Genomic DNA, 16,968 nt, shown 5'->3' with positions numbered 1-16,968 from the left:
GCCCGCGGGGCCGACGCCGTCATCACGCCGCCCCAGGCACGGGCGCCGCCCCGCGCCGGGCACGCGAAGCCGAGGTCGCAGGCGACCCGGGAAGGGGGATGGACACGATGGTGAGATGGCCCGAGGGGGTGAGCGCGAAACGTCCGAGGCCATCGAGGACGCGGACCGAGCGGGCGTGGGCATCCGGAGCACCGGCGATGGAAGGACTACCGGCAATGGCAGCACGGCCCGCAGCGTCATCGCGGAGGTGAGTTGGGTCGCCGGGAAAGGCGGCGGGGTCGCTGAGGGAGGCGGTGGGCGGGCGTGTGGTCGGCGTGGGGGCGGGGGACGTGCGCGAGGCGGGGGTGCGGCGGAGGTGGAGGACCAGGCCGACGGCGCTGACGGTTTGGCGGGCAAGGGCGGCGGCGTCGAGGCCCGCGAGGGCGCCGAGGGCCTCGAGGCGGGCCGGGACGTCGGCGATGGCGTTCGCGTGCAGGGTGCCGGCGCCGCCGTCGTGGCCGGTGTTGAGCGCGGCGAGGAGGTCGCGGATCTCGGCGCCCCGGCACTCCCCAAGGACGAGGCGGTCGGGCCGCATGCGAAGGGCCTGGCGGACCAGCTCGGCGAGGCCGATGCCGCCGGCGCCCTCGAGGTTCGGCTGGCGCGCCTCGAGCGAGACGACGTGCGGATGCTCGACGCGCAGTTCGGCGACGTCCTCGATCACGACGAGGCGGTCGGCGGGATCGGCGGCCCCGAGCAGCGCGGCGAGGAAGGTGGTCTTCCCGCTGCCGCCGGCGCCGGTGACGAGCAGGTTGACCCGGTCGCGGACGGCCTGCTCGACGAAGGCCCGGCGCGCGAGACCCGCCGGTCCGGCGCCGAAGAGGCCGCGGCGGGCCAGGTCGTCGAGGTCGGGGCGGGAGGTTCCGGGCACGCGGACGGAGATGACCGTTCCACCGACCGCGATCGGCGGGAGGACGACATGCACGCGGACGCCCTCGACCTCCACGTCGACGCACGGGGTCGCTTCGTCGAGGTGGCGGCCGCCGCGGGCGACCAGCCGCACGGCGAACGCTCGCAGGGCGTCCTCGCCCGGGCAGGTCCAACTCGGATCACGGGCCGCACCGGCACCGCGGTCGACCCAGAGCTCGCGGTGGCCGTTGACGAAGAGGTCGGTGACCGCGGGGTCGACGAGGTAGGGGGCGAGCGGGCCGAAGACCTCGTCGGAGCGGTGGAGTCGGGTGAGGGCGGTGGTGGTCATGGGGTGACCGTACGAGGGGCCGCTGCCGAGCATCCGTCGATCGGAGAAGCTGTGCGGTAACCAGGGACGCGCGCCCGCTGTGCAGAAGATGAGGGCAGCCGGCGGAAACGACGAACGCCCCGGCCGGAGCCGAGGCGTTCGTTAAAAAGAAGGGGCGGCACCCAATGGGGGGAAGGGTGCCGCCGCAGCAACGCTGGATTGGGGGGAATCGCTAGTGCGCTGCATCCGAACTTGACGTCCGGTAACACCGAGTTTACCCACTCGAAACACTTCCACAAACCACTCCAGCGAATTCTCAGTGACCGTGTCGCGCGACCGCCCCGGGGCGGTTGATCTGGCTCCGGAGGGGTGGACTATCGTCGTAGACGGCAGCCGCCCGAGTGACGGCACGAACCGGTTGGTCTTCGCGAAGGAGCGACACGACACATGGCTGAGAACAGCGCGAACAACATCGACAACCTGATGCACGAGGCGCGGCGGTTCCCGCCCGCCGACGCCTTCGCGAAGGCCGCGGTGGCCACGGGCGAGCTGTACGAGCAGGGTGAGCATCCGGTGGAGTTCTGGGCCGCGCAGGCCCGGGAGCTGCTGCACTGGCAGAAGCCCTTCACGCCCGAGCGCACGCTGGACTGGAGCGAGCCGCCGTTCGCGAAGTGGTTCGACGACGGCGAGCTGAACGTCGCCTACAACTGCCTCGACCGGCACGTCCTGGCCGGCAACGGCGACCGGGTCGCGTTGCACTGGGAGGGCGAGCCGGGCGACAGCCGCTCCTTCACCTACGCCGAGCTCACGACCGAGGTGAAGAAGGCCGCGAACCTCCTCACCGCGCTGGGCGTGAAGCAGGGCGACCGGGTCGCGATCTACCTGCCCCTCATCCCCGAGGCGGTCATCTCGATGCTCGCCGTCGCGCGCATCGGCGCCGTGCACTCGGTCGTGTTCGGCGGGTTCAGTGCCGAGAGCCTGCGCTCGCGCATCGACGACGCGTCTGCCGTGCTCGTGATCACCGCCGACGGCGGGTACCGCAAGGGCAAGGCGTTCCCGCTGAAGCCCACCGTCGACAAGGCCCTCGAGCCCAACGCCGACGGCGAGGACAGCACCGTGCGGAACGTGCTCGTCGTGCGCCGCACCGAGGGCGAGGTCGACTGGCACGCGGGGCGTGACCTGTGGTGGCACGACGAGATCGCCCAGGTCGACACCGAGCACGTCGCGAAGGCGTTCCCGGCGGAGAATCCGTTGTTCATCCTCTACACCTCCGGCACAACCGGGAAGCCCAAGGGAATTCTCCACAGTTCCGGCGGCTACCTCACGCAGGTCGCGTTCACCCACAAGGCTGTCTTCGACCTGAAGCCGGAGGAGGACGTGTATTGGTCGACAGCAGACGTGGGGTGGATCACGGGGCACTCGTACGTGGTCTACGGGCCGCTCGCCAACGGCGCCACCGAGGTGATCTACGAGGGCACCCCCGATACCCCGCACGCGGGCCGGTGGTGGGAGATCGTCCAGAAGTACAAGGTGTCGATCCTCTACGCCGCACCGACCGCGATCCGCACCTTCATGAAGCTGGGGCGGCAGATCCCGAAGGAGTTCGACCTGTCGAGCCTCCGGCTGCTCGGCAGCGTGGGCGAGCCGATCAACCCCGAGGCGTGGGTCTGGTACCGCGACGTCATCGGCGGTGGCACGATCCCGGTGGTCGACACCTGGTGGCAGACGGAGACCGGCGCGATCATGATCAGCGCCCTCCCCGGGGTCACCACCCTGAAGCCCGGCAGCGCGCAGGTCCCGATCCCGGGCATCGCGATCGACGTCGTCGACGACCGGTTCCGCTCGACCGAGGCCGATCAGGGCGGGCTGCTCGTCGTCACCCACCCGTGGCCGAGCATGGCACGCGGCATCTGGGGCGACCCCGACCGGTTCGTCGAGACCTACTGGTCGAAGTTCGGGCCCACGACCTACTTCGCCGGCGACGGGGCCCGCCGCGACAAGGACGGCGACATCTGGCTGCTCGGCCGCGTCGACGACGTCATGAACGTGTCGGGGCACCGCCTCAGCACCGCTGAGATCGAGTCGGCGCTCGTGTCGCACCCGATGGTGGCCGAGGCCGCCGTCGTCGGCGCGGCCGACGAGACCACCGGGCAGGCCGTCGTCGCCTTCGTCATCACGAGGGCCAGCCAAGCGGATGCCGCAGCGGCCGACGACGCCTCAGCCGTGCTGCGGGCTCACGTCGCCGAGCAGATCGGCGCCATCGCGCGCCCCCGCGAAGTGCACATCGTGACCGAGCTGCCCAAGACCCGCTCGGGCAAGATCATGCGCCGGCTGCTGCGCGACGTCGCCGAGGGGCGCGAGATCGGCGACACCACCACGCTCGCCGACACCATGGTGATGAGCGTCATCTCGAACACGCTGAAGTAGCGCCGAAGACGCGGCCGCCGCAGCACACGCGGCGGCCGCGGCCGGCAGCGGCAGCGGCAGCGGCAGCGCTTACGCGAACTCGGCGATCAGCTCCACCTCGACCGGCGAGTCCAGCGGCAGCACCGCCACGCCGACGGCCGACCGCGCGTGGATGCCCGCATCCCCGAACACGTCGGCGAGGAACTCCGAGGCGCCGTTGATCACGCCGGGCTGCCCGGTGAACGACGGGTCGGAGGCCACGAACCCCGTGACCTTCACGATCCGCACGACCCGGTCGAGCGACCCGATCACGCTCTCGACGGCGGCCAGGGCGTTCAGCGCCGCGGTGGCCGCGTAAGCCTTGGCGTCGACCGGCGAGACGAGACCGTCGCCCTCGCCGACCTTGCCGATCGCGGCCAGGGCTCCGCCCACGAACGGCAGCTGCCCCGCCGTGAAGACGAGGTTCCCGCTGATCGTGGCGGGGATGTAGGCGCCGGCCGGAGCCGACACGGTGGGAAGTTCGATGCCGAGTTCGGCGAGTCGCGCAGTGATCTGAGACATGCGACCCACGCTAGCGGAGCCCGACCGACGGGGCCGGGATCGCGGCGAAGCAGCCCTCGATCAGCCCTGGACGGGCCGCTTCATATAGGCCACCAGGCCGCCTTCGGGGCCGGTCACGATCTGCACGAGCTCCCATCCCTCGGAGCCCCAGGTGTTGAGGATGCCGGTCGTGTTGTGGATCATCAGAGGTGTCGTCACGTATTCCCAGGCGGGCACGGGCGCCCCTTTCTCGGCTTTTCTCATGGTTGTCGCTTACCCTGGATTCTATGTCTGCCCCTAAAGCCACGGCTAGCGGTGTGGTCGGAGCCATTCTGGGCATCGTCGGTATGAGCGCAATCGCGGGCATCCTGGTGACAGCTATGGTCACGCCTGCACTCGCCGTCACCGGTATCGCCGCGAACAACTCCATCGGAATGTTCGAGAACCTCCCGAGCTACATCAAGCCCGACGCCCTCGCGCAGAAGACCAACATCTACGCGACGAAGTCCGACGGCTCCAACGTGCTGCTCGCGAGCGTGTTCGAGCAGAACCGCGAGGAAGTGGGCTGGGACCAGATCTCCCCCTTCGTCAAGGACGCGGTGGTCGCTGTGGAGGACCCGCGCTTCTACAGCCACGGCGGCGTCGACGTCGCGGCCACCCTGCGCGCCGCCGCCGGCAACGCGCTCGAGACCTCCGCCAGCGGTGCGTCGACGATCTCGATGCAGTACGTGCGCAACATCCAGGTGCAGAAGGCCGAGGCCATCCAGGACGAGGCCGAGCGCGACGCGGCCTACGAAGAGGCCACGAAGACGAGCATCGACCGCAAGCTCAAGGAGATCAAGCTCGCGATCGGCCTCGAGAAGGAGTTCTCGAAGGACGACATTCTCCTCGGCTACCTGAACATCGCCCCGTTCGGCGGCCGGGTCTACGGCATCCAGTCGGCCGCTCAGTACTACTTCGGTGTCAACGCCACCGACCTGTCGGTCGCCCAGGCCGCCAGCCTGATCGCGACGGTCAACGCCCCGAACGACCTCCGCATCGACGAGCCCGACAACGTGGCCGACAACCAGGCTCGCCGCGACAAGGACGTGCTGCCCGCGATGCTCAAGGAGCACAAGATCACGCAGGCGCAGTACGACGAGGCGATCGCCACGCCCGTGACGCCGAACATCCAGATCCAGTCGACCGGCTGCCAGACCGCGAACGAGATCAGCGCCGGCTTCTTCTGCGACTACATCACCCGCATCGTGAAGAACGACGCCGCGTTCGGGCCCGACGAGGACTCGCGCTGGAACAACTTCAAGACCGGCGGCTACGACATCTACACCACGCTCGACCTCGACCTGCAGGCTGCCGGCGCGGCGGCGATGAACGCCTACGTGCCCAAGGCGGGCTCCGGCTTCGACCTGGGCTCCTCGCTCGTCACCGTGCAGCCCGGCACCGGCAAGGTGCTCGCCATGGTGCAGAACAAGGACTTCAGCGACGACCCCGAGGTGACCGCCACGAACGAGGGCGCCTCGGCGATCAACTACGCGACCGATTACGCCTACGGCGGCTCGACCGGTTTCCAGGTCGGCTCGACCTACAAGATCTTCACCCTCGCCGAGTGGCTGAAGACGGGCCACTCGCTCGGTGACATCATCAACGGAAACCCGGGCACCCTGAACCTCGCCCAGTTCCGCGACAGCTGCACCGGCGGCAACGGTGGCACCTACTCCGTGAAGAACGACGGCGGCGCCGCTCCCGGCAACGTGACGGTGTCGAAGGCCACCGCCGACTCGGTGAACCTCGCGTTCCTCCGCATGGCGCAGAAGCTCGACCAGTGCGAGATCCGCAAGACGGCCGAGGCCTTCGGCGTGCACCGCGCCGACGGCGGCCCACTGGGTGAGAACCCGGCCGACGTGCTGGGCACCAACGAGATCGCTCCGATGACCATGGCCGCCGCGTTCGCCGCGGTCGCCAACGAGGGCACCTACTGCTCCCCCGTGGCCATCGAGCGCATCGTCGACGCCTCGGGCAACGATGTGCCGGCCCCGCAGACCACCTGCAGCCAGGCGGTCGACCCGAGCATCGCCGCGGCCATGACGACCGCGCTGCAGGGCGTCATCAACGGCGGTACGGCCACCGCGTCGAACCCGAACGACGGCATCCCGCACTTCGGCAAGACCGGCACCACCGACTCCGAGAAGGACACCTGGTTCGTCGGGGCGAGCACCGAGCTCGCCACCGCGGTCTGGGTGGGCAACGTGGTCGGCACGGTCTCGATCCGCAACACCGACATCATGGGTCAGGGCGGCGGCAACGTGCGCCACTCCGTCTGGAAGCAGTACATGACGGATGCCGACGGCAAATACGGCGGCACGGCCTTCCCCACGGCCCAGTCGACCCTGGTCAACGGCGTTCAGGTGAGCATCCCGAACGTGGCCGGCATGACGATCGACGCCGCCCGCGACGCGATCACCTCGGCCGGCTTCGACTTCCAGGACGGCGGCCAGATCGACTCGACCCGCGCCGCCGGCGTGGTCGACTCGAGCTCGCCCTCGGGCACCGCGACCAAGGGCTCGACCGTTCAGGTGTTCACCTCCAACGGCCAGCTCCGCACGGTTCCGAACCTCGTCGGGCTCAGCCCCGAGGCGGCGAAGAACGCCATCACCGGCGCCGGCATCGGCGCGGGCCAGATCGTGTTCGACGGCCCGTCCTCCGGCAACGCGAAGGTGACCGCGAGCAACCCGGCGGCCGGCCAGCCGATCCGCGCGGGCTCCGACAAGCTCCGCGTCACCACGAAGGGCTGACCCCGGTGTCCGCTCTACCGCGGGCCGCCGCGACCGCCATCGGCGTGGTCGCGGCGGCCGGCGCCGGAGCCCTCGCCTACGGCACGTTGATCGAGCGCAACCGCTTCACGCTGCGCACGGCGACCGTCGAGGTGCTGCCTCCGGGTGCCGACGACATCCGGGTACTGCACCTGTCCGACCTGCACATGGCGCCGTGGCAGACGCACAAGCAGGAGTGGGTGCGGGAGCTCGCTCGTTTGAAGCCCGACCTCGTGGTCGACACGGGCGACAACCTCGGCCACCGGGACGGGCTGTCGGGCATCCGCTCGGCCCTCGACGTGTTCGCGGGGGTGCCCGGCGTCTACGTGAACGGCTCGAACGACTACTTCGGGCCGTCGCCGAAGAACCCGCTGCGGTACTTCCTGGGCCCGTCGAAGCACGCGCACTCGTCGGAGCGGCTCGACACGGCGGCGCTCGAGGGCTTCTTCGACTCGCTCGGCTGGAAGAACCTGAACAACCGGGCCGTCACCACCGAGGTGAACGGCACGATCATCGACTTCTTCGGCGTCGACGACCCGCATCGCCGCTTCGACAAGCTCGAGCGCATCCCCGGCGCCCTCGACGAGCTGCGTGAGAACGCCGATCGCGGCCCGCGGGTCTCGATCGGCGTGGCGCACGCGCCGTACCAGTACGTGCTGAACTCGTTCGTGACCCATGGCGCCCAGGTGATGTTCGCCGGACACACGCACGGCGGACAGGTCTGCGTGCCCGGGTTCGGGGCACTCGTGACGAACTGCGACATCCCGCGCGACCAGGTGAAGGGGCTGAGCCTGTGGCGGCACGGCTTCCACTCGGCGCACCTGAACGTGTCGGCCGGGCTCGGCACGTCGATCTACGCGCCGGTGCGGTTCGCCTGCCCGCCCGAGGCCACGCTGCTGACGCTCACGGCCCGCGCGAGCTGACCCCGCCGGCTGACCCCGGCGGCGGTTCGGCACCGACCGGACGGCGGCGACGCGCCGACCCCCAACGGCCCCGTTCCCACCCGACCGGGAGCCGCGCGCGGGCCCAGTTCCACGCGAGTGGTCTCGCGGCGCTGGAATATCGGGTATTCTTGTTGAGTTCCAACCGCGCTCGCGTGGTGGTGAATTCGGGGTGTGGCGCAGCTTGGTAGCGCGCCTCGTTCGGGACGAGGAGGTCGTGGGTTCGAATCCCGCTACCCCGACACATCAGAAACCGGCCAGAGTTACCACGCTCTGGCCGGTTTTGTGCGTATCCTCTTCTCAACCGGGCACCCCGACCCGTGCTCGAAGGGAATCACCGTGGATTTCATCGCTATCGCCGCACTCGTGGCCACCGCTTGGGTGGTGGGTGCCACTGGCATCGCACTCGCCGTCGGCCGCTCCATCAAGCTCCGCGACCAGTCGGACTGGACGTTCGCGGCCAGGCCCGCCCTCAGCCGCCGCCGCTAGCCGCCGGCCGCTAGCCGTCTGTTCCCACCGCACGGCCGGCTCAGCCGCACCCGGGTCGTCTTCGACCCGTCAGTGATGGCCGAGGCGGCCGTGCGATTCCTCGAGATAGCACGCCCCGCAGAGCGACTCGTAGGTGACGTCCTCTCCGTCGATCGCGACCTGCGCCCCGTCGAACACGTAGCGCCCGCCGATCGTGCGCGCGTTGAAGATGGCCTTGCGGCCGCAACGGCAGATCGTCTTCAGCTCCTCGAGGCTGTGCGCGACCTCCAGCAGACGGATGCTCCCCGGGAACCCTTCCGTCTGGAAGTCGCTGCGGATGCCGTACGCCAGCACGGGCACCCCGTCGAGGATGGCGATGCGCAGCAGGTCGTCGACCTGCCCGGGTGTGAGGAACTGCGCCTCGTCGACCAGCAGGCAGCTGACGTCGACCCCGGTCTCGCGCACGACCTCGTCGCGCCGGCTCTGGAACTCGGCGCGCACCTCGGTGTCGGGTGCGATCAGGAAGTCGGCGTCACGGGTGACCCCGAGGCGCGAGACGATCTGCATGTCGCCCTTGGTGTCGACCGCGGGCTTCGCGATCAGCACCTGCTGGCCGCGCTCCTCGTAGTTGTAGGCGGCCTGGAGCATCGCGGTGCTCTTGCCGCTGTTCATCGCCCCGAACCGGAAATACAGTTTCGCCACCCGAACACCCTATGCCCCGCCACCACCGCCCCGTCAGAACAGCGTCGGCTGCCCCGCCGGCAGCAGAGCCGGCACCGCCGCCCCGTCGATCTGCCCGTCAGCGCCAGCACCGGACACCCCAGCACCGGACACCCCTGCGCCAGCCGCCCCGGCGCCGGACACATCCGCACCACCCGCCCCGAAGCTCCCCCACTGCAGCACCCCGTCGCCCGCGCCCGCCGGCAGCACCCCGCCGGTGACCGGCGACAGCCGCCCGCTCCCGACCCCGTGCCGCCGCAGGATCGGCCGGATGCGCGCCGCCAGCCACTCCCGGTACTCCTTCGGCGCGTAGCTGCCCCGCGCGAACAGCTTCGCGTACGGGGCGACGAGCTCCGGATGCTCGCGCTGCAGCCATCCGGTGTACCACTCCCGCACGCCCGGCTTCAGGTACAGCGCCGACCAGACGACGCTCGAGGCGCCCGCCTCGGCGGCCAGCGACACGGCGTGCTCCAGGTGCTCGACGGAGTCGGTGAGGAACGGCAGCACCGGCATCAGGAAGACCTGGCAGTCCAGCCCCTTCTCCCGTACGGCGGTGACCGTGGCGAGCCGCGCCTTCGTGCTCGGCGTGCCCGGCTCGATGGACTGCTGCAGCTCGTCGTCGTAGATCGCGATCGACATCGCCAGGCTGACCGGCACCACGCGCGAGGCGTCGGCGATGAGGTCGAGGTCGCGCCGCAGCAGGGACCCCTTGGTGAGGATGGACAGCGGGGTGCCCGACTCGGCGAGGGCCCGGATGATCGAGGGCATCAGCGCGTAGCGGCCCTCGGCGCGCTGATACGGGTCGGTGTTGGTGCCGAGGGCCACCGGGTGATGCCCCCACGACTTCTTGGACAGCTCCTTGCGGAGCACCTCGCCCACGTTGACCTTGACGATGATCTGCCGGTCGAAGTCGTCGCCGGCGTCGAGGTCGAGGTAGCCGTGGGTGGGGCGCGCGAAGCAGTAGACGCAGGCGTGCGAGCAGCCGCGGTACGGGTTCACCGTCCAGGCGAACGGCAGCGACGAGCTCGCTCCGGGCACGTGGTTCAGCGCACTCTTGGCGAGCACCTCGTGGAAGGTGATGCCCGCGAACTCCGGGGTCTGCACCGTGCGCACGAGATTGCTGAGCCGCGCCAGCCCGGGCAGGGCGGCCGGCGCTTCCGATGAGAGGGTCTGTCCTGTCCAGCGCATGCCGACATTCGAACACATCTTCGAACCAAGGGCAAGCGCATCCGAACTCAGACGGAGCGCAGAGTGCGACGAAAGGTCACGCGGCGGCGTACAGCTCCAGCGGCTGCCCGTCGGGGTCGAAGAAGAACAGCATCTCCCGCCCGGTGTGCGGGTCGACCCGCAGCTCCTCGCAGCGCACGCCCTTGGCCACGAGCTCGGCCCGCGCATCCGGAACCGAGTCGACCTCGAAGGCCAGGTGACGGAGCCCGGTGGCCTCGGGGCCCGAGGGGCGCGCCGGCGGGTTCGGGAACGAGAACAGCTCGATCAGGTACTCGCCGTTCAGGGCGAGGTCGCCCATCCACGAGTCGCGCTCGCCCCGGTAGACCTCGGTCAGCAGGGTGCAGCCGAGCACGTCGAGATAGAAGGCCTTCGAGCGCTCGTAGTCGGTGGCGATGACGGCGATGTGGTGCACGCGGTTCAGTTTCACGTCACCGACCGTAGCGCGGGTGGCCTGAGACGCGCCCCTCAATAGATTTAGCGGGATGAGAGGACCCGATACTCTCATCCCGCAAGGAGACGTCGACACCGCCTGCCATGTTCAGCCGTTACCCTTACGACCATGAAACAGGGGCGCTAATGACGTCACCGTCAGCCTCACATTACACGGTCACGCGCCCCCAATACACGGGGCAGAAGCCGCATGTCGGGGTGTGCTAGGGCAGTTCCGCCGATGACATCGAAGTCATCGATCGGCGTCGTCGAGACGGGCCCGCCGGGCGATGTCCTCGTGCGTGTACGAGCCCCGCGGGTTGCGCCCGGCGCGGTCGCGCGCGGCGGCGACGAGCAGGTGCCGCAGGTGCGTCGCCTTCGACGCGCGGATGATGCGGCCGGTCACCGTGTATGCGTCGAGCACGGCCACCCGCGGCGCCCAGACGGGCCGGCGGCGGCGTTGCCCCAGCCCCTTGCGGTGCATCAGGTGCAGGAACGCCTGCGTGCTGCCGAGCGCGCTGGCGAGGTCGACGCCGGGAGCGATGGACGGCAGGGACGGATGCGTGCCGTCAGGGCCCGCGGTGGCGACCGCCGCGAGTCCGCGCAGGTCGCTGTACGGCGGCACGTACGGCAGGACGCGTGAGAAGTCGACCGACAGCTGCGCGATCTCGTCGAGCGGCGCACCCTCGGGCAGGCCCATGTAGCGCTCGAAGGTGAACCGCCCGGAGGGCCCGAACGCCGTCGCCATCGACGAGAAGCCGACGTTCACCACGAGCAGGTCGGCGATGCCCTGGGCGCGCGCCTGACGGGCGATGGCCGTGCCGATCTCGGGCTGAGTCGTCTCCGACTCGTCGAAGACGAGGTCGGCGCCCGCGAGGAACTCGGCCGCGTTCGAGGGCGTGACGCCGTCGCCGTGGACGTCGACCACCGCCGACGGATTGATGGCCAGCACCTCCTCGCGGAACACCGTCGCCTTCGAACGGCCGTAGCTCAGCGCGCTCGCTCCGGGCACGCGGTTCGCATTGGCCCGCTCGAACACCTCGGGGTCGGCGATGCTGAAGCTCCCGACACCCATCCGCGCGAGCTTCGTGCCGACCTGGAAGCCGACGCCGCCCACCCCGGCGATCGCGACGCGCGACTCGGTGAGCGCCCGCTGCTCCGCCTCGCTCCAGAAGCCGTAGTTGCGCGAGAACTCGGGGTCGCTCAGCGATCTCATCGGCGCAGCGATTCGCTCACAGGCTCTCGGCGACCTCGCCGGCAGCGGCGTCGACACCAGCAGAGGCACCCGCACCCGCAGAGGCACCCGCACCAGCCCCGGCCCGAACATCCGGCGCCACCCCCGACTCGACCGCGAGCGCCCGCTGCGCCCGCGAGATGCGCCCGAAGTACTGCAGCTCTCCGTCGGCCGCCGCGAGCTGGCCGAGGATGGTGGCGTTGCGCTCGTTGATGCGGTCGGCCGAGCCCGGCTGGTCGAACTCGACCGGCTGGTTGTAGTCGAGGTAGTGCTCGATGTAGCGCGGCTCGCCGATGCTCCAGATGGAGAGCATCCCCGCGAGGTGCCGCTCGAGCCAGGGCTCGATGATCGCGAAGGCCCGCCCGAGGCCGTGGGTGGTGAAGTAGGAGGAGATGATCGCGAACAGGTGCCACTGGATGAGCTCCTGCATCGCCACCCGCTCGTGCCGGGCGATCACGCGCGACACCTCGGCGCTCCCTTCGGGCAGCGGATGCTCGGCGAACACCTCGGGGCAGAAGTCCTCCACCGGCAGCGGCCGGTCGACGCCGACGGCCCCCTTGATGATGGCGCGGGCCACGCCGACGATGCGCACGCCCTCCGGCGCGTTCTCGAAGATCGCGAACGTCACCGAGCGGGCGTCGTCCTCGTCGCGGTCGAGCCCGTCGTCGGAGAGGTCGGAGGGGTCGAGCTGGCCGGTCTGCTCCACGTAGACGCGGCGGCGGAACTCGAAGTGCTGCCGGTACGCCTCCTCGAAGCCGGGGAGGGCGACGCCGTTCACGGCGATCACCCCCGAGGCGAGGCGGGCTTCCGGCTCGACGACGAAGGCGGGCGACCCGTCGATGAGTGGGATGACGGCCGCGTTGGAGATGGTGCGATCAATGCGCGACACCGGCGGTCCTCTGGCAGAATTCGGAGGTGAGAGCCACACGGAGCACTGCGGGTTCCTCCGATTGTTCACCTGGGTGGGGATCGACCGGCTGGTCCGCGCGCGCTGGGTGCCGTGAAATCGAGCATAAGAGCGGGTCGTGTTCGTTTGCAACTTGGGACGTTATGTCCCAAAATGATTCCGAGAGGGGCTGATCGATGTCAGAGAACAGCTGGGGGAAGTCCGCGGCAGGCCGCGGCAAGGTGCCCAAGGACGAGGTGCGCACCGCCCTGCTGCAGACGGCGATGGGTCTCGTGCAGACCAACGGCCTCACGGTCGGCTTCGAGCACCTCCTGATGGACGACCTGATCAAAGAGGCCGGCGTGCCCCGCAGCGCGGTCTACAAGCTCTGGGAGACCAAGGAGGCCTTCTTCGAAGACCTGCTCAGCGAGGTCGCCAACCAGGTCTCCCCCGGCCGTGCCGACGAGGAGTCGCTCGTCGCCACCTGGGAGTACCTCGGCTTCCGCGCCGACGAGCTGCGCACCTCCGAGGGCCGCCGTCGCATCTACCTCGACGTCGTCAGCCTCGCCGCCGAGCAGAACTTCGAGGCCGTCACCTCCTCGGTGCAGTGGCGCACCTACGTGGCCCTGGCCGCGACCGCCCTCTCCTACCCCTCCGCCGTGCGCGACCGGGTGATCGAGTCGCTGCGCAACAGCGAGCTCGCCTTCCTCGACCAGATGGAGGTGTTCTACCGCAACATCATCCCCGCGGTCGGCTACCGCCTCCGCCCCGACCTGAACGACGACTACCGCCCCCTGGTCGTCGCCTCCTCGGCCGTCATCGAGGGCCTCGGCATCTCGCGGGCGATCATCCCCGACCTCGTCGAGGCGCGCTACAACATCGAGAACGAGGGCCGCTCGGCCGAGGTGTCGCTCGCGGCCATCTCCTACCACGCCATCACCTCGTCGTTCATCGTGCCCGACCCGAACTACGACGCCGAGGCCGCCATCGCCCGCCTCTCGGGCGGCATCGACGAGATCCCGATGGTGCAGCCGCGCAGCCGCAGCATCGACGACTAGGCGCCTCCCACCTCAGTCATGCCACGGCCCGGCGTCGGTGACGCGCGGGTTCTGAGCGAACAGCAGCCGCAGCTCCCCCTCGCCGATCGTGACCTGCGAGCGGCCGAACGCGGTGCCCATCACGGCGACGAAGCCGCCGAGGGCCCGCCGGGCGGTCTGCTCCCCCGCGGTCCACGGCGCCCGCACGAACACGCTGCGATGCTCCCCCACCTCGGTCACCCGCACGTGCAGCGCCGAGGCCTCGGTCTCCGGATGCGCGAGCAGCGCCGTGAGCAGCGCCCGCAGCGCCACCTTCTGCTCCACCGGCATGCTCTCGGCCACCGCCGCGGGATCGTGCACCACGAGCCGCCCGGGCCGCGCCCGCTTCAGCCGCTCGAGCCAGGGCAGTCCGAACCCGGCCAGGATCTCGGAGCGCAGCACCGCCGAGAGCCGCCGCGCCCGCGCCGGGTCGCCGGGGGCGAGCTCGCCGCGGGCCAGCACCTCCTCGAAGAACGGCACCACCTCGGCCGAGAGCTCGGCGCGGCCCGAGTCGCGCATCAGCTCGCGCAGCCGGATGCGCACCCGCCGCGCGAGGCCCCGCTGCGCCCGCGCGGCCAGCTCCTGCTGGCGCGCCAGCGTGAGGCTCATCCGGTACGAGAACACCGACGACGCCACGCCGAGCAGCAGCACCGGCGTGCAGGCGATCACGGCCGAGGTGAGCGGCGACACGGTCTCGGGGAGGTCGCCGGCTTCCACCGCGCTGATCGTGCCCACGACCGCGAGCGCCAGCACGGTCGCCGCCGCGAGCTCGCGCCCGGGCCGGAACATGCTGAACGAGAGGATGACGACGCCCACCACCACGGGCCCCCAGTCGTCCCACAGCACGTTCGACGCCCCCCACGCGGCCGCGGACGACAGCACGTCGGCGGCGAGCGCCGCCGCCACCGTCAGGGCGAAGGCGACGGTGCCGGTCGGCGGCCGCACCGGGTCGGTCGACACCACGAGCGACAGACCCGTCACGACCACGGCCACGATCGCACCGACGGCGAGCACCGGATGCCCGATCCGCTCCGCATCGGTCACCGTGCGCACCACGGCCACCGCCACGAGCGCGATCGCGGTGACGGCGAGCAGCGGATGCAGTGCACCGGCCACGATGGGGGCGGCGCGGCGGGGGGCGATCCGCCAGGACAGGAAGCCGATCATCCGCTCGCCCGCTCGGGTTCGGGCCAGACGTTCTCGGGGGCCGGGGGCAGGCTGAACAGGTAGGCGGTGCCGCTGCCCGGAGCGGTGAACAGCTGGGCCCGGCCGCCCGCCGCCTCGATGCGGCCGAGGATGGAGTGCTGCACGCCGAGGCGGTCGGCGCCCACCTCGTCGGGCGCGAAGCCGACGCCGGCATCGCTGACCATCAGCACCACCTCGCGGGCGGCGCCGTCGACGACGACCTCGACCGTCTCGGTGCCGGCGTGCCGGTGCACGTTGACGAGCACCTGCTCGAGGGCGAGCCCCACGGCCTCAGCGACGGCGGGGGCGAGCCGCTGCAGCGAGGCGAGGTCGCCCGCCAGGTCGATCCTCAGCCCGCGCTCCTGACCGCCCGCGACGGCACGCGCCACGGCGGCGGGCAGCGGCACGTCCTCGACGGCCCGGCCGGCGGCGGAGGGGTGCTCCTCGGGCCAGAGCCGTCCGGTCTCGATCAGGGCGAGGTCGCGGCGCAGGGCGTCGGCCAGCCCCGGCGGGAGCGGCCCGGGGGTCAGGTGCGAGAGCAGGGTGAGCTCGCCGAGCACCGTGTCGTGGAACAGCGCGATCACCTGCGCCTCCACCTCGCGCTGGTAGGCCAGCGCGTCGGCCTCGCGGCGGGCGCGCTCCACCGAGCGGGCGTCGCGGTCGGCCCCGCGGCGGGTGATCAGGTCGGCCACGCCCACGGCGAGCACGACGGCGGTCAGCACCGCGGTGAAGCCGTCGAAGTCGGGGAAGCGCCCGCTCGCCGCGGCCGCCGCCAGCACCGCGCCCTGGCCGAGCAGATAGGCCGCCGCGATGGCGACGAGGTTGCCGGCGCCCATCACGGCGGGCGCCACGGTGTAGATCACCGCGAGCTGCGGCAGCGCGAGGATGAACGGCGACTCCGCCACCGCCTCCCCCGACTCGGTCAGGATGACCGCCGAGTAGCCGCCGATGCAGACGGCGGCCACCACCAGGTGCAGCACGGTCGCCCACCAGCCGAGTCGGCGCCGGGCGACGAGCATCAGCAACGCGATCGGCACGAGGAAGCCGAGCGCGGGCCAGACCGAGTCGGCCGGGAGGTAGACGGCGCGCAGCAGCACGAGCACCACCGCGACGCCGAGCGCGCTGACGCCGAACGCCAGCGTGGCCGCCGAGACCGCGCCCGCGGCGGGCCGTTCGAATGCGGTCATCGTCCCCCCGAGAGCATGATCCCACAGCTCGCCCAGCCGCCGCCGGATACGATGGTCACTCGCTACCGGGGAGGCGTCCTGACCAGTCCGACCAGAGCCCGCCCGTCCGCATCCAGGCCGTCGAGAGCGCGGCCGATCGCGGCCGTGCTGCTGCTCCTGTACGCCGCGGCCGTGCTGGTCGTCGTGATGTGGCCCTCGCCCGTCGACGAGAAGGCGAGAGGGATGCTCGCGCGCATCCTGAAGGGCCTGCACGACCGTCACCTGCTGGAGTTCCTCGGCTACCCCCAGGTCGAGTTCCTGTCGAACATCGCGCTCTTCGTCCCCCTCGGGCTGCTGCTCGGGCTGCTGCTCGGACGCCGCATCTGGGGTCTCGCCGTGCTGTTCTGCTTCGCCGGCTCGGTCGCGATCGAGCTGACGCAGTTCGTCTTCCTGCCCGCGCGGTTCGCGACGGTCGACGACGTGATCGCCAACACCCTCGGCGGCCTGGCCGGCGCTCTCGTGGCCGGCGCCCTGCTCGCGCGCTGGCGCCGCCGCCGCGAGCAGCGCCTGCGCCGCCGGGCCGTGGCGCTCCCGCCGCCCCCGCCCCGCGACGCCTGGGCCCCGGGCACCCTGCAGCTCTGACCCGTCCCCCGGCTTCGCTAGGGTT

General features: G+C 70.9%; 16 protein-coding genes and 1 tRNA gene. 7 read left to right on the top strand and 10 right to left on the bottom strand.

Annotation, left to right across the window (positions count from 1 at the left end; translation table 11 throughout):
* Positions 1 to 22: 22 nt before the first annotated feature.
* Positions 23 to 1,234: a TadA family conjugal transfer-associated ATPase gene (locus ITJ64_RS10760; protein WP_370545135.1), complete on the bottom strand. Its 1,212-nt coding sequence runs from the start codon at positions 1,232 to 1,234 to the stop codon at positions 23 to 25.
* A gap of 426 nt (positions 1,235 to 1,660) precedes the next feature.
* Here ITJ64_RS10760 and acs point away from each other — a divergent pair, with 426 nt between their 5' ends.
* Entirely contained in the window at positions 1,661 to 3,640 is a 1,980-nt protein-coding gene (gene acs, locus ITJ64_RS10755; RefSeq protein ID WP_194680603.1) for an acetate--CoA ligase, read from the top strand.
* Positions 3,641 to 3,709: 69 nt separating this feature from the next.
* Here acs and ITJ64_RS10750 read toward each other — a convergent pair whose 3' ends face one another.
* Together ITJ64_RS10750 and ITJ64_RS10745 are read right to left on the bottom strand one after the other, a co-directional pair.
* The gene (locus ITJ64_RS10750; RefSeq protein WP_194680602.1) at positions 3,710 to 4,180 is read right to left on the bottom strand and encodes a RidA family protein; all 471 of its coding nucleotides are present in this window, start codon (positions 4,178 to 4,180) and stop codon (positions 3,710 to 3,712) included.
* A 60-nt stretch (positions 4,181 to 4,240) separates the two neighbouring features.
* A complete protein-coding gene (locus tag ITJ64_RS10745) occupies positions 4,241 to 4,423 on the bottom strand; it encodes a hypothetical protein (protein ID WP_194680859.1) in 183 nt (60 codons plus the stop codon).
* An 83-nt stretch (positions 4,424 to 4,506) separates the two neighbouring features.
* Between ITJ64_RS10745 and ITJ64_RS10740 the strand changes: the two genes are divergently transcribed.
* The 4 genes from ITJ64_RS10740 to ITJ64_RS10725 all read left to right on the top strand — a co-directional run bounded on the left by ITJ64_RS10740 (position 4,507) and on the right by ITJ64_RS10725 (position 8,399).
* Complete coding sequence (locus tag ITJ64_RS10740) at positions 4,507 to 6,951, top strand: transglycosylase domain-containing protein (protein WP_194680601.1); 2,445 nt, start codon at positions 4,507 to 4,509, stop codon at positions 6,949 to 6,951.
* Positions 6,952 to 6,956: 5 nt separating this feature from the next.
* The gene (locus ITJ64_RS10735) at positions 6,957 to 7,892 is read left to right on the top strand and encodes a metallophosphoesterase (RefSeq protein WP_194680600.1); all 936 of its coding nucleotides are present in this window, start codon (positions 6,957 to 6,959) and stop codon (positions 7,890 to 7,892) included.
* A 186-nt stretch (positions 7,893 to 8,078) separates the two neighbouring features.
* Positions 8,079 to 8,152 (top strand) — tRNA-Pro (locus ITJ64_RS10730).
* Between the two features lie 97 nt (positions 8,153 to 8,249).
* Positions 8,250 to 8,399, top strand: a complete 150-nt coding sequence (locus tag ITJ64_RS10725) for a hypothetical protein (protein WP_194680599.1) — start codon at positions 8,250 to 8,252, stop codon at positions 8,397 to 8,399.
* 69 nt (positions 8,400 to 8,468) lie between these two features.
* Here ITJ64_RS10725 and ITJ64_RS10720 read toward each other — a convergent pair whose 3' ends face one another.
* From ITJ64_RS10720 to ITJ64_RS10700, 5 genes are all read right to left on the bottom strand, one after another.
* Positions 8,469 to 9,080 carry a thymidine kinase gene (locus ITJ64_RS10720; protein ID WP_194680598.1) on the bottom strand — a complete coding sequence of 204 codons (612 nt, stop codon included), beginning with the start codon at positions 9,078 to 9,080 and terminating at the stop codon, positions 8,469 to 8,471.
* Between the two features lie 33 nt (positions 9,081 to 9,113).
* Positions 9,114 to 10,286, bottom strand: coding sequence for an Rv2578c family radical SAM protein (locus ITJ64_RS10715; RefSeq protein ID WP_194680597.1), 1,173 nt, complete (start codon positions 10,284 to 10,286; stop codon positions 9,114 to 9,116).
* Between the two features lie 76 nt (positions 10,287 to 10,362).
* Entirely contained in the window at positions 10,363 to 10,752 is a 390-nt protein-coding gene (locus ITJ64_RS10710) for a VOC family protein (RefSeq protein ID WP_370545134.1), read from the bottom strand.
* A gap of 255 nt (positions 10,753 to 11,007) precedes the next feature.
* Positions 11,008 to 11,970 (bottom strand): ThiF family adenylyltransferase, encoded by a 963-nt coding sequence (locus ITJ64_RS10705; RefSeq protein ID WP_194680595.1) that lies wholly within the window; start codon positions 11,968 to 11,970, stop codon positions 11,008 to 11,010.
* A 16-nt stretch (positions 11,971 to 11,986) separates the two neighbouring features.
* Positions 11,987 to 12,877, bottom strand: coding sequence for a hypothetical protein (locus tag ITJ64_RS10700; protein ID WP_194680594.1), 891 nt, complete (start codon positions 12,875 to 12,877; stop codon positions 11,987 to 11,989).
* A 194-nt stretch (positions 12,878 to 13,071) separates the two neighbouring features.
* Here ITJ64_RS10700 and ITJ64_RS10695 point away from each other — a divergent pair, with 194 nt between their 5' ends.
* On the top strand, positions 13,072 to 13,932 hold the full coding sequence (locus ITJ64_RS10695; protein WP_194680593.1) for a TetR/AcrR family transcriptional regulator: 861 nt from the start codon (positions 13,072 to 13,074) through the stop codon (positions 13,930 to 13,932).
* Positions 13,933 to 13,944: 12 nt separating this feature from the next.
* On the opposite strand, the gene ITJ64_RS10690 is transcribed toward ITJ64_RS10695, so the two are convergent.
* Together ITJ64_RS10690 and ITJ64_RS10685 are read right to left on the bottom strand one after the other, a co-directional pair.
* Positions 13,945 to 15,117, bottom strand: a complete 1,173-nt coding sequence (locus ITJ64_RS10690) for a hypothetical protein (RefSeq protein WP_194680592.1) — start codon at positions 15,115 to 15,117, stop codon at positions 13,945 to 13,947.
* Complete coding sequence (locus ITJ64_RS10685; RefSeq protein WP_194680591.1) at positions 15,114 to 16,322, bottom strand: sensor histidine kinase; 1,209 nt, start codon at positions 16,320 to 16,322, stop codon at positions 15,114 to 15,116. Before ITJ64_RS10685 ends, ITJ64_RS10690 begins: the two co-directional genes overlap by 4 nt.
* Positions 16,323 to 16,466: 144 nt before the next feature.
* On the opposite strand from ITJ64_RS10685, the gene ITJ64_RS10680 reads away from it, so the two are divergent.
* Positions 16,467 to 16,943, top strand: coding sequence for a VanZ family protein (locus ITJ64_RS10680; protein WP_194680590.1), 477 nt, complete (start codon positions 16,467 to 16,469; stop codon positions 16,941 to 16,943).
* Positions 16,944 to 16,968 lie beyond the last annotated feature (25 nt).

This window comes from Herbiconiux sp. VKM Ac-1786, from assembly GCF_015350805.1.
Classification (GTDB): Bacteria; Actinomycetota; Actinomycetes; order Actinomycetales; family Microbacteriaceae; genus Herbiconiux.
This window is presented reverse-complemented; position numbering and strand designations above follow the sequence as displayed.

Coding starts and splice junctions, on each gene's coding strand:
- ITJ64_RS10695 (WP_194680593.1), top strand. CDS start 13,072: ATGTCAGAGAACAGCTGGGGGAAGTCCGCGGCAGGCCGCGGCAAGGTG.
- acs (WP_194680603.1), top strand. CDS start 1,661: ATGGCTGAGAACAGCGCGAACAACATCGACAACCTGATGCACGAGGCG.
- ITJ64_RS10690 (WP_194680592.1), bottom strand. CDS start 15,117: ATGATCGGCTTCCTGTCCTGGCGGATCGCCCCCCGCCGCGCCGCCCCC.
- ITJ64_RS10745 (WP_194680859.1), bottom strand. CDS start 4,423: ATGAGAAAAGCCGAGAAAGGGGCGCCCGTGCCCGCCTGGGAATACGTG.
- ITJ64_RS10715 (WP_194680597.1), bottom strand. CDS start 10,286: ATGCGCTGGACAGGACAGACCCTCTCATCGGAAGCGCCGGCCGCCCTG.
- ITJ64_RS10685 (WP_194680591.1), bottom strand. CDS start 16,322: ATGACCGCATTCGAACGGCCCGCCGCGGGCGCGGTCTCGGCGGCCACG.
- ITJ64_RS10760 (WP_370545135.1), bottom strand. CDS start 1,234: ATGACCACCACCGCCCTCACCCGACTCCACCGCTCCGACGAGGTCTTC.
- ITJ64_RS10705 (WP_194680595.1), bottom strand. CDS start 11,970: ATGAGATCGCTGAGCGACCCCGAGTTCTCGCGCAACTACGGCTTCTGG.
- ITJ64_RS10750 (WP_194680602.1), bottom strand. CDS start 4,180: ATGTCTCAGATCACTGCGCGACTCGCCGAACTCGGCATCGAACTTCCC.
- ITJ64_RS10740 (WP_194680601.1), top strand. CDS start 4,507: ATGAGCGCAATCGCGGGCATCCTGGTGACAGCTATGGTCACGCCTGCA.